We start from the raw sequence: 11,572 nt of genomic DNA on the forward strand, positions 1-11,572 counted from the left end.
GAAGTTCTCGACCCGCACCGTCAATGTCTGCTCCCTCAAGTGGCCCGGGCGCCCGTGACCCCGGGCCGCCTTTCTTGCGTCGGGCCCATGTCGCGGGGCAGGATCTGGCCGGACTGGGCGTAGGCGGCGTCCCAGGTGGCGGGGACGTACTCGTCCTTGATGCCGAGCATGTGCGCGGTCACCTGCCAGACGCGCAGGTACGCCTCCGGCTCGGCGGGCCGGACCGGCACCTTCCACTCGATCATCTTGCGCATGGCGAAGGTGGGCAGGGTGTGCCAGGTGACGAGTATGTCCTCCTGGCTGATCGGGATGTCGCCGCCCCAGTGGGGGGACTGCTGCAGCAGGTGCCGCACCGCGGCGTGCACCAGCCGGGTCTTGACGCGCTCGACGATGCACGAGCCGGCGGGGCGGTAGCCGTCGAGGGCCCCGACCGCGAAGCCGAAGATGCTCGTCTTGGCGACGCGGTCCTCCATGTCGGCGCCGCCCTTGGAGTAGTAAAGGTGGTCTGCGGTCACGTATCCGCGATCCCCGCATCACCGCCGGGCGGTACGGCGGATGTGGACGACGGTAAGCCGACCGGATGGCCGGTAGATGGTGTTGAACTCTTCGGGGCCCTGGCGCGACACGCGCCGGGGCCCTTGTGCGCGTCAGGGAAAGGAATGTATGGGTCAACGTCGCTCGGCTGCCGGTGGAGACACGATCGCTCACGGCAGGATCGCGCACACGGCCGGATCCACGCCCGGATTCAGGGCCGAAGACCGGTTCGAGGATCGGTTCGACGATGAGGACTAGGGCAACGCCGTTCAGTTAGGTGTGGAGGCTGTCGGTCAAGGGGTGCCAGTAGGCAAAGCAGCGGAGCTGCCGTAGAAGAGGGGTGTCACTCCAAGACATCCTCACTACGGGAGCTCCGCTGTTGGAACAGACTGCCATAACGCGGACAGTCAAGGTAGCGGCCGGGGTGTTCGCGCCCGGTCATATCGGCGAGTTGACCCAGATCGTGCCGTTCGAGATGGTCGATGACGTGCTGGCGGTCACCAAGACCACCGAGCGGCGGGTCCGGCTGGTGCCGGCGCGGGTCACGGTGTACTTGCTGCTGGCCGGGGCGTTGTTCGCCGAGCTGGGCTACCGGCAGGTCTTTGACCGGTTGTGCGCCGGCTTGGCGGCCCTTGCACCGCACACGCCGAGCGGCAGCGCGTTACGCTGAGCCTCTCCCCAGTCGATGACCAGCATCTCACCCGGCGTCCAGATCGCCGGGCGCCGCCCGCGATGGTGATCACGCCGCCAGGCCTTCTTCACTGAGGCGACCAGACGCCGGAAGTTACGCGCCGATCCGGTACACCCGGCGGCCTGGGCCAGCGGCAGCAGCCGCTCGGCCGAGATCTTCCCCGCGGTGGCCTTCACCTTCTCGGCCACCAACTCGGCGACCGCGTCGAAGTTGTGCTCACGGGATTTACGGCAGGTCGGCTTGTTGTTGGTCTGGGACCGCTCGATGATGCGTCTGACGGTCTTGTGGGTGGTGCCGCATATCTGCGCGGCGCCGCGATAGGTGCCCACCTCGCGGTAGGCGGCGATGATGTCCATGACTTCCCCCGAAGACTTCGTGGCCGAACAGACCCCCTGAGCGGTGATCTCGTGACTGGCTGACACCGTCACGATCACCGCCCAGGGCACACATCTCCCGATGACACGCGAGCGAGAAGCGGGGACCTGAACCGGCCATCAGCGGTGACCACGAACTGGCCACCTGTGGGGACTCTTACATGGCCACGGACACAGGGCCCTTTACATCATCAATTGGTTCTCATCTCGATCCGCCAAGAGGCGACATCTCGCATGTCCCCTCCGATCGCAAAGGGTTTTCCATAAACAAATGCCTGAGGGTCGCCCTCGTGGCAACGGTCGCCGCAGGATCCTTGTTCGCCGGAGCGCTGCCTGCACAGGCCGCCAACCGCGACAACTGCCGCGGACAGGTCTCCGGCATCTCCACGAGCGGCTCTGCCGTTGTCGCCACGTACGTTGTCATATGCAACCGGGTCCAGAACCGCATCATCGTCTCGGCAGACGTCAACCGCCACAACATCCCGATGAAAACCGTGCGCCAGACGAAGACCTGTAACAACACCACCAGGTGTAGCGTCCATCCACGGATTTCCAATCCCAAAGGCAGGAAGTTGTTCTCCGGAGATGTGCTGAGCGGGGGCCTGAGCCTGGACGCGCTCATGACCTGCATATCCTCGGACGAGTTTCACTGACCGGCCCACTCGTTGACCTTGCGCCGAGGGCCGCGACGCGTTGCGCCGCCCGAAGGCCGGTAAGTCGGGGTGACGGATCCTGCGTCGCCGGCCGGTCGCCGCGCGACTGCTGGTCGTGGTGTTCTTCTCCGTGCCGATGGAGGTGGCGCTCCACCGTACGTGCGCGGGATGCCGGGCGCCGACGCGTCGGCGCCCGGCCTGCTGTGGGGCGCGCTGGGCGTGGGCGCGTTCATCGGCGCCTCACCGGTCAACCAGTTGCGCGACCTGCCGCAGCGGCACGTGCTGATCGCGATCATCGGGCTGTGGACGATGTGCCCGATCGCCCTCGCCCACGTCGGCGACCTCACCTCGGCGGTGATCGTGTTCGGGCTGGGCGGTCTGGTGGGGGCGCCGTTCACGCCCGTCGTCTACAGCTTCCTGCGGTCGCGTGTCGAGCCGGAGGAGCAGCAGCAGGTCGTCACGCTCTGGACGACCGGCTCGACGCCGGCTGCGGGCGTGCCGCTGATCGAGCCGGCCGAGAGCACCAGAGGGCTGCGGCCCTCCGGTGCTCTGACCATGCTGCTGCTCCCGATCGCGGCTCTCACCGTACTCAGAGACGGTCAGGCTGAGGAGTGAGCGTCGAGCCGGGTGAAGGTGGAGCCGGCCGGCTGCGCGGGCGCCGAGCACGTGGCCCCCGCACATCCGCATCTCGGTGCTGCCCCGATAACGACGCCAGTCGAAACACCGAGAACGGACACAACGCCTACGATCCTCTTCCGCTGCCGGTCATTAAAATTACTTTCCTTCCAGGCACTTTTCGAGTTTTGCGCCGACCGAAACTCTATACGGCCTCGGTATATTCAGAGAATATGACCGGCATACGGGCGCTGGATTCCGCCGGGTCCTGCGCACCAGGTGATGACGGCGCGGACATGGCCGGGATCGCGCCTGGATCAACGAGTGGAATCCAATCTCGACTGAACCCGCACCTGGTCCTACGACAGGCTCAAGCAGGCCTGCCGCGAGCCGGTGACCTGGAAGGTGACCGGCCGTGCCTTTCCGAACCCGCGATCATCGCGTCTCCCTCGCCGCCGCCTCCTCCCACCGGCGCTCGGCGGTCCACGGGCGACGGCCCTACAGCGGTCCCACGGAAGGTATGTACGGCGAGGGTGTCGAGCGGGCGGCGTCGGCCGGTGACGGCGCCGGGCAGAAGCGGTCTCGCCCGGGCAGTGCCCCGGTGGCCAGGAAGGAGTTCATCGCCTCGTCGGCGCAACTGCCCAGCCCGACGACGCCGTGGCCACCCTGGTCAACCGTGATCATGACGGCCCGCCGTCCGAGCGCGGCGCGCAGGCCGCGTGCGCCCGCCAAAGAGGTGGAGGGATCACGGGTGTTCTGCAGGATCAGCACGTTGCGCGGCCCGTGACCGGTCACCGTCACCGGCGGCTCCACCGGCCGGCTGTGCCAGGCCGCGCACGGCCACAGGTTCGAGGGCATGCCCGCCGTCACCGGCCACGCCCGCCGGTCGGCCGCGACCTGCCGGGCGTGCAGCGCCACGCTGCGCGGCCAGGCCGCGTCATCGCAGATCACCGCGTAGAGCGCGGCGACGTGGTTGTCCGCCGGTGTCTCCGCCCTCTCCGCGCCCCCGTCACCGCCGGCCCTGCCGGCCGGCCCCGGCCGGTCCAGCCGCGTCAAGACGGCGGGATCCAGGGTGGATCCTGAGACGGCGGCCGCGACCTCCTGCCACAACTCGGCCATGGAGGGGAAGTAGCCGTCGAAGTAAAGCCCCATGCGGGTGATCTCGCGCAGGGCGTTGCCGTCGAGGACGAAGCCGCCCGGGTCCGGCAGGGGCCGCCGGTCGAGGGCCGCGGTCAGCCGATCGTAGGTGCGCCTGACCTCGTCCGGCGTCGCGCCGAGGTGGTAGACGGCGTCCCGCTCGGCCGCGAAGGCGAGCAGGTCGGGCAGTCGCACCGCGACCGCCTCGCTCCAGCCCCGCAACATGTCCCGCCACACCGTGCCCGGATCGACGGCGCTGTCCAGCACGATCCGATCGTCGCGTCCGGGGAACAATGAGAGGTAGACCGCTCCCAGGTAGGTGCCGTAGGAGAGGCCGAAGTAGGACAGTTTCGGCTCGCCGAGCGCGGCTCGGATGCGGTCCATGTCCCGGGCCGTGTTGGCCGTGGTGATGAACGGAAGCAGATCGCCGGAATGCTCGGCGCACGCGGCCGCGGTGTCCCGTGCGAAGGCGAGGTTGCGCTCGATGCCGCCGTCGGGCGCCGGGTAGGGCAGCAGCAGCGTGAACTGCTTCACAAGATCGAGACCACAGGTGACCGGAGTACTGTGGCCGACCCCTCGCGGATCGAAGCCGATCAGGTCGTACCGATCCAGGACCTCGGGCGGCAGGACGACGGCCAGCCGGCTGGGCAGGTCCAGGCCGCTGTCGCCCGGGCCTCCCGGGTTGGACAGCAGGATCCCGCGGCGCGACCCGGGTCGCGCCGTGCCGATCCGGGAGATCGCGATCTCGATGTTCCGCCCGCGCGGGGCGCGGTAGTCCAGCGGCACCCGCAACGTCGCGCACCGCTGGCGCGGGTCGCGCGAAATAGCGGATTCCACCGGCGGGCACTCGCCCCAGATCGGGGCCGCTCCTTCGGCTTCGGCCACCGCCGGCTCCGGCGCGCCTGTCCGGGCCTCGGCCTGCGGGGGCGCGCCTGCCGTCATGGCGGCCACCGTCGCCGCGGCGATGAACACCGTCAGACGTGATCGCGGACTTAATCGCATTGATACTCCTTGTCGACAGGAACAGATGCTTTCTCGATGCCTGTGAAGTCGGCGCCGCCGGGTACGCGAGACCCTTCGCTTGATCACGCGGAGACGGGGGCCGTGGTTCGCGGTGGGAGTCGAGCGGGCCGACGCGGGCGGAGTCGCCGCCGTCCACCGTTGCGGCCCCGAACTCCTGCGGCTACGGCGAGCCGTCACCCGGGTGGATCGATCGGTCGGGCGCCCGCGCCGTTCACGAGCCGGTTCCCTTTCCGGCGACCGGAACGGGCGGCCGCCATCCGGCTGCCGTCGCTTCGCGTGCCCCATACCGAGATCGAGATCACCGCGGGGTTGGTGCGGGATTTCCGGAGCAGCCGATGCGACGGCTCAAACGCCGCCCGATCAGCCGCTATGCCGGTGTCGTGTGCGGCGGCTCGGACGCCGTCTGATCGGCCGCTACGCCGGTGTCGTGCGTCCGGCGAGGTGACCCCGCGGCCGGGGCGCGGTCATGACGAGGCCGGTGCCGCCGCGCCGGACGTCAGAGCCGCCTGCACGATGCGGATCGCCTCGCCCGTGTCGATGCCGACGCTGGCGATCACGGCCGCGTAGTCGGCGGCGGCCCGGCGGGCCCGCTCCCGGCCTTCCTCGCCGGCGGCCGCCACGAACGAGCCCGCCCGCCCGCGCGTCTCGATCAGTCCCGCCTCCTCCAGCTCCCGGTAGGCCCGGCCGACCGTGTTGACGGCCAGGGCGAGGTCGGCCGCGAGGTGGCGGATGGTCGGCAGCCGGGCGCCCACGGCCAGCGTGCGGTCCTGGATCTGCCGGGCGAGCTGAGAGCGCAGCTGCTCGAACGGCGGGACCGGCGAGGCCGCGTCGATGACGATCATCCGACGCTCATGACCCGCCGGGCCACCGTCGCGCTCGACGGCGTCTTGAAACGGAGCGCGATGCACACGCCCATGCCCAGGATCAGGTAGGCGACCGCGGCGGCGTCCCACCAGCCGGGCGCTGCGCCGAACAGCAGCACCATGGGCAGCGACCACTGCACGTTCGGCGTGGTGAGCTCGCGGGCATCTTCGACGCGCATGATGACGTCGGCGGTCAGCGACTCCTCGTCCTGCGCCACGACCGGGAACCTGAGCAGGTGGCGCAGCTGTATGGCGGTGAGGGCCGTCGCGCCGAGCAGGCCGATCAGCACGACGACGGCCAGCTGCCGCACGGTGGGGTCGGGAACGGCCAGGGCGCTTGCGGCCAGCACTATCGCGCCGGCGAACGTGGCGACCGCGAAGGCGGCGTAGGGCCGGCCGAGCACGGTCCGCCAGCCGGGCTGGATCGGATGGGCGGCCCTGCGCGACAGCGTCGCGCCCGCCCGCTGGTCGACGCGTCGCACCCACCGGGTGAGCAGCGACTGTGCCAGCAGCAGCCCGGCCACCGACGCGGTCAGGGCCAGCAGCGGCAGCGGGCGATGGAGCTGGCCGTCGAAGACGGGACGGGCGGCGAGGGCGCTCACGATGATCAGTGCGGCCAGGATGACATAAGTGGCCAGGCGGACCCATTCCCGGACCGCCAGCCGGCTGGCCAGCAGCGGGGTCGGGCGGGTGTCGGCCAGGCCGTGCCGGGCCAGCCACGCGCTCGCCAGCCGCAGATCGGCCGCACGCTCCGGCGGGCCGGTGTCCGGTGACGGTTCACGGGTCATGGCGCCTCCTTTTGTCGCAATCTTTGTAGCAACATAGTGCGTCATAGGTTGCGACAAAGTCAACGCCCCGCGGGCTCTCGTCGTCCCGGTGGCGCGAGCCCCGGCTCAGCGGCGCCCGCCGTCGCGGACCATGTCGCCCTCGATCACCTGGGAGACCGGATAACGCCCACCTTTGATCACCAATAAGGTGTGGACATGACGACGAAGGCGTACGCGGCGCTCCTTCGGGGCATCAACGTGAGCGGCCACAAGAAGGTCCCGATGGCCGAGTTGCGAGCGCTGCTCACCGAGCTCGGCCACGGCGACGTACGCACTTACCTGCAGAGCGGCAATGCCGTCTTCACCAGTGCTCCGGGCGACGAGGACGCGCTCGCGGCGCAGCTGGAGCAGGCCATCGAGGAGCGCTTCGGCTTCGGCGTCGATGTCCTGGTGCGTGATCACGCGTATCTGAAGGCGGTGGCCGGCACCTGCCCGTTCCCCGCGGCTTCGCTCGAGGGCAGGCAACTGCACGTCACGTACTTCTCCGAGCCGGTCACCGCGTCGCGCTTGGCATCCCTCGACGCGGCGAGCCACCTCCCCGAAGAGTTCCGGCTCGGCGACCGTGCGCTCTACCTCTACACTCCGGACGGCCTGGGCCGCTCCAAGCTCGCGGAAGCCCTGGCGAAATTCGCGCCTGCCGATGGCGTCATCGCCACCACCCGCAACTGGAACACCGTCACCAAGCTGATAGAGCTGACTCAGGCCCATCCCGCCTGACTGTCGCCGCGAACGGCGGGCCGTCGTCATCGACGCCCGCTGCGACCTCGCCGCCGAAGGCCGGCGCGAAGGCCGCACCGTCGGCGTTCGGCGACCAGGAGGATCGCGACATGGTGAACCGGGTCCCGGGAGACGTGGAGCGTGGCTCGGCAGGTGACCACGTGGAGTTTCCCAATCGAGGAGCTCGTGGTGACGCCTACGACAGATCGTCGAGGAAGCGGCAGTGAAAGTTTCAGGCCATCCGGCCGCCGGGAGACACGGCTACCGGGGCCGAATGTCCACCTCCACCAAGACGTACACGGTCAGGAAGGAGCCGAAGACCATCAGGGGCTCTTGACGGCTTTCGACGCCCTTCCCACACTGAGTCCCTCGGAACGGTTCTCTCGACTCGGCGATGGTACGCGGCGGAGGATCACCGTCTTCGACGTCTGGTGGTGTGCGTCCTGCCGACCGGACGCGGCGTCGTGCACGCGGACGCTCCGCGCCTTCTCGTATCGTCGGTCCGGTTATGGAGGCTCAAGCATGAGCTCGCGCGCCTTCCCCCCTTCCCGCACCCGCGGACGTCTCAGTGACCTGCGACGCGCGCTGCTGGTCACGGCGGCCGGAATTCTCGGTCTGGTCTCCGCGCAGACGATGCCGCTGCCGGCCGATGCGGCCGCGTCCACGCTGGCCTCGGCGGCTCAGCAGAGCGGGCGCTACTTCGGCACCGCGATCAGTTCCGGCAAGCTCGGCGACTCGGCGTACACCACGATCGCCAACCGCGAGTTCGACATGGTGACGGCTGAGAACGAGATGAAGATCGACGCCACCGAGCCCCAGCGGGGCCAGTTCAACTTCTCCAGCGGCGATCGGGTCTACGACTGGGCGGTGCAGAACGGCAAGCGGGTGCGCGGGCACACCCTGCTCTGGCACCCCGGCCAGCCGGCCTGGATGCAGTCGCTGTCGGGCGGCAGCCTGCGTCAGGCGATGATCGACCACATCAACGGCGTGATGAACCACTACAAGGGCAAGATCTACGCCTGGGACGTGGTCAACGAGGCCTTCGCCGACGGCAACTCCGGCGGCCGGCGCGACTCCAACCTGCAGCGCACCGGCAACGACTGGATCGAGGTCGCCTTCCGCACCGCGCGCGCCGCCGACCCGGCCGCCAAGCTCTGCTACAACGACTACAACATCGACAACTGGAGCTGGGCCAAGACCCAGGCCGTCTACAACATGGTCCGCGACTTCAAACAGCGCGGCGTGCCCATCGACTGCGTCGGCCTGCAGTCGCACTTCAACAGCGGCAGCCCCTACAACAGCAACTTCCGCACCACGATCTCCAGCTTCGCCGCCCTGGGCGTGGACGTGCAGATCACCGAGCTGGACATCCAGGGTGCCTCCGCCACCACCTACGCCAACGTGGTCAACGACTGCCTGGCGGTGCCGCGTTGCACCGGCATCACCGTGTGGGGCGTGCGCGACCAGGACTCCTGGCGCTCGGGCGACACCCCGCTGCTGTTCAGCGGCAGCACCAAGAAGCCGGCCTACACCGCCGTGCTGAACGCCCTCAACGCCGCCGACCCCAACCCGGACCCCACCCCGACCCCCACGCCAACGGTGACTCCCACCCCGACTCCGGGTCCGGGCGCGTGTTCGGCGACGATCGCGACGATCAACAGCTGGCCGGGCGGGTTCCAGTCGACGGTGACCGTCCGCGCGGGCAGTTCGCCGGTCAACGGGTGGACGGTGAGGTGGACCTGGCCCGGCGGGCAGACCATCAGCAGCCTGTGGAGCGGCCGGCACACCGTGTCCGGCTCCAGCGTGAGCGTCCGCAACGCCGCGTACAACGGCTCCGTCGCGGCGGGTCGGTCGACCACCTTCGGCTTCACCGCCAACGGCACCGCGGTTGTCCCGTCGATCACCTGTAACGGAGGCGAAACGACGGGATGAACCCCGGCTTCTCCTGGCGTGACACCTGTGGCGTGACACCTGATCGACCAGCGGTCGGTGCTCGACCTCTTCGATCACACGCCGGCATCGGGGACACCGATGGTGTTAACGCTAACGGATCAAGGGCGCGCTCGGATGAGGCACTCCCCCGCACGCATGCGATCAGCACCCCCTCGAAATGCCGGACGGATAATGAAACGATTCAATCAGATCATGAGGAACGATGTATTTTGGGTACTTAATGCAGTTATGGGATGTATGCGACATGAGTAAGTTCATCGATCCGTCTTCATCCATAAGTCATGATCATCGACGTCGCCTCTCGGGTGATCACCGTAAGCGGCGAACCTATTGATAACAGGCTAGAGTGGGGCAACGCCGCGTCCCATATCGACGGCCGCGTCAATACAGGAACGTCTTCAAGGAGCACCAATGGCCGATTCCGTTGACCGATTAAATGCGCAGTCAGCCGACGCCAATGCGCCCGGCGCGCGAATCGACCCGACGATCCCTCACCCAGCACGCATATACGACTACCTCCTGGGGGGCAAAGACCATTTCGCCGCCGACCGAGAGGCGGCGGAACAACTCGCCGCACTTTCACCTGGCACGCGGGAAGGGGTGCGCGCCCATCGGGCCTTTCTCGGCCGAGCCGTACGTCATCTCGCCGAGAACGCCGAAATCACCCAGTTCCTGGACATCGGCACCGGCATCCCCACCCAGGGGAACACCCACGAGATCGCTCAACAGGTCAATCCAGCAGCTCACGTGGCGTATGTGGACAACGATCCCATCGTCCTGGTTCACGGGCGCGCCCTGCTGGCGAGCAGCGAAGAGGGCATGACCACGGTGATCGAGGCCGATCTACGGGATCCGGATCGGATCCTGTCGCATCCGGAGGTCACCAAAGTCATTGACTTCACCCGGCCGGTGGCGCTCATCATGGCCGGCGTCCTGCACTTCATCACCGATGAGGAAAAACCCTACGAGTTGGTCGAGCGATACAAATCTGCCGTCCCCTCGGGCAGCCGGCTGCTGTTGTCGCACATCACGCTCGACTTCGCGCCGCAGGTGCCCAAAGAGAGATTCACCAAGCCCTATGACAAGGGTTCTGCGCCAATGGTTCCACGAAGTCACGCGCAGGTGACGAAATTCTTCCAGGGCTGGACGATGGTGCCCCCCGGGCTCGTCGAAGTGGTCACCTGGCGGCCTAACGAGAACGAATACCAAGAATCGATTCCCGGCGGCGGCCACGCTTGGGCCTACGGTGGCGTGGCCGTGAAGCCGTGAGGTTTCGCGGGCGGCCATGTCGAATGGCCGCCCGCGCATCGACCCACGTCGCCATCTGCCGGCGGTCGTCCCGGACCTCTTCTCCCGCAGGGTCGCCGGTTGAGCCATGGCCGGGCACACGCGCACCGAACCGGTCACCGACGCGGACCGCGGCGCCCGGCGCACGGGCCTGACGACGCGAACCGCGGTGTCCGGCGTACAGGCCTGATGGCCGGGGTGCCGTGGCGACCCCGGCCATCAGGCCGTCATGGATGGTGCGGCATCAGGACTGGCCGGCGAAGGTCCACCTCTGGTTGTTGCCGCCGTGGCAGCTGTAGAGCTGGGTCAGGGTGCCGTTGGCGGTGCCGTTGCCGGCGGCGTCCAGGCACAGTCCGGACTGCACGCCGGTGATGGTGCCGTTGGTGTTCAGGCGCCACTTCTGGTTGTCGCCGCCCCAGCAGCTGTAGATCTGGACCTTGACGCCGTTGCCGGTGCCGGCGGCGTCCAGGCACTTGTTGCCGTAGACCCGCAGCTCCTGCGCGGCGGTGTAGGTCCACTGCTGGTTGGGGTTGGTGTGGCAGTCCCAGATCTGCAGTTGGGTGCCGTCGGTGGTGCTGGAGTTGGGCACGTCCACGCAGCGGCCGGAACCGACGCCCCTGATCTGCCCGTTCCCGGAGGGCACCGTCGGGGTGACGGTGGGCGTGGGGGTCGGGTCCGGGTCCGGGTCGGGGTTGGGGTCGGCGGCGTTGAGGGCGTTGAGGACCGAGGTGTAAGCGGCCTTCTTGTTGCCGTTGCCGTCGAAGAGCAGGGGGCTGGTGTTGGCGCCGAGCCAGGAGTCGCTGTCGCGCACGCCCCACACAGTGATGCCGGTGCAACGCGGCACCGCCAGGCAGTCGTTGGTCACCGCGGCGTAGGTCTGGGCGGAGCCGCCCTGGAT

The 11,572-nt window shown here is 68.4% G+C and carries 12 protein-coding genes; 6 read left to right on the forward strand and 6 right to left on the reverse strand.

All coding sequences use genetic code 11. The annotated features are described in order from the left end of the window. Positions 1-35 precede the first annotated feature (35 nt). Positions 36-515 carry an oxygenase MpaB family protein gene (locus ACTOQ1_RS42565; RefSeq protein ID WP_440074246.1) on the reverse strand — a complete coding sequence of 160 codons (480 nt, stop codon included), beginning with the start codon at positions 513-515 and terminating at the stop codon, positions 36-38. Positions 516-913: 398 nt separating this feature from the next. On the opposite strand from ACTOQ1_RS42565, the gene ACTOQ1_RS42570 reads away from it, so the two are divergent. Then, positions 914-1,204: a transposase domain-containing protein gene (locus ACTOQ1_RS42570; protein ID WP_440074249.1), complete on the forward strand. Its 291-nt coding sequence runs from the start codon at positions 914-916 to the stop codon at positions 1,202-1,204. Here ACTOQ1_RS42570 and ACTOQ1_RS42575 read toward each other — a convergent pair. Beyond that, positions 1,123-1,581, reverse strand: a complete 459-nt coding sequence (locus tag ACTOQ1_RS42575) for a hypothetical protein (protein WP_440074251.1) — start codon at positions 1,579-1,581, stop codon at positions 1,123-1,125. The genes ACTOQ1_RS42570 and ACTOQ1_RS42575 overlap by 82 nt on opposite strands. A gap of 308 nt (positions 1,582-1,889) precedes the next feature. Here ACTOQ1_RS42575 and ACTOQ1_RS42580 point away from each other — a divergent pair, with 308 nt between their 5' ends. Then, on the forward strand, positions 1,890-2,252 hold the full coding sequence (locus tag ACTOQ1_RS42580; protein WP_440074253.1) for a hypothetical protein: 363 nt from the start codon (positions 1,890-1,892) through the stop codon (positions 2,250-2,252). Positions 2,253-2,411: 159 nt separating this feature from the next. Continuing rightward, entirely contained in the window at positions 2,412-2,867 is a 456-nt protein-coding gene (locus tag ACTOQ1_RS42585; RefSeq protein ID WP_440074256.1) for a hypothetical protein, read from the forward strand. A 498-nt stretch (positions 2,868-3,365) separates the two neighbouring features. Here the strand turns inward: ACTOQ1_RS42585 and ACTOQ1_RS42590 are convergent, their stop codons facing one another. From ACTOQ1_RS42590 to ACTOQ1_RS42600, 3 genes are all read right to left on the reverse strand, one after another. Further along, positions 3,366-5,006, reverse strand: a complete 1,641-nt coding sequence (locus ACTOQ1_RS42590) for an alpha/beta hydrolase (RefSeq protein WP_440074258.1) — start codon at positions 5,004-5,006, stop codon at positions 3,366-3,368. A gap of 485 nt (positions 5,007-5,491) precedes the next feature. Beyond that, complete coding sequence (locus ACTOQ1_RS42595) at positions 5,492-5,869, reverse strand: GntR family transcriptional regulator (protein WP_440074261.1); 378 nt, start codon at positions 5,867-5,869, stop codon at positions 5,492-5,494. Then, positions 5,866-6,678, reverse strand: a complete 813-nt coding sequence (locus ACTOQ1_RS42600; protein WP_440074264.1) for a hypothetical protein — start codon at positions 6,676-6,678, stop codon at positions 5,866-5,868. Before ACTOQ1_RS42600 ends, ACTOQ1_RS42595 begins: the two co-directional genes overlap by 4 nt. Positions 6,679-6,873: 195 nt before the next feature. Between ACTOQ1_RS42600 and ACTOQ1_RS42605 the strand changes: the two genes are divergently transcribed. From ACTOQ1_RS42605 to ACTOQ1_RS42615, 3 genes are all read left to right on the forward strand, one after another. Next, positions 6,874-7,434, forward strand: a complete 561-nt coding sequence (locus tag ACTOQ1_RS42605; protein ID WP_440074266.1) for a DUF1697 domain-containing protein — start codon at positions 6,874-6,876, stop codon at positions 7,432-7,434. 522 nt (positions 7,435-7,956) lie between these two features. Continuing rightward, complete coding sequence (locus ACTOQ1_RS42610; RefSeq protein ID WP_440074269.1) at positions 7,957-9,366, forward strand: endo-1,4-beta-xylanase; 1,410 nt, start codon at positions 7,957-7,959, stop codon at positions 9,364-9,366. Between the two features lie 432 nt (positions 9,367-9,798). Next, positions 9,799-10,656, forward strand: a complete 858-nt coding sequence (locus ACTOQ1_RS42615; protein WP_440074271.1) for an SAM-dependent methyltransferase — start codon at positions 9,799-9,801, stop codon at positions 10,654-10,656. Positions 10,657-10,918: 262 nt separating this feature from the next. Here ACTOQ1_RS42615 and ACTOQ1_RS42620 read toward each other — a convergent pair. Continuing rightward, a partial coding sequence (locus ACTOQ1_RS42620; RefSeq protein ID WP_440074273.1) for a ricin-type beta-trefoil lectin domain protein occupies positions 10,919-11,572 on the reverse strand: 654 nt, incomplete at its 5' end.

It is taken from the genome of Streptosporangium sp. OZ121 (genome assembly GCF_051918885.1).
In the GTDB taxonomy this organism is placed as follows: Bacteria; Actinomycetota; Actinomycetes; order Streptosporangiales; family Streptosporangiaceae; genus Streptosporangium.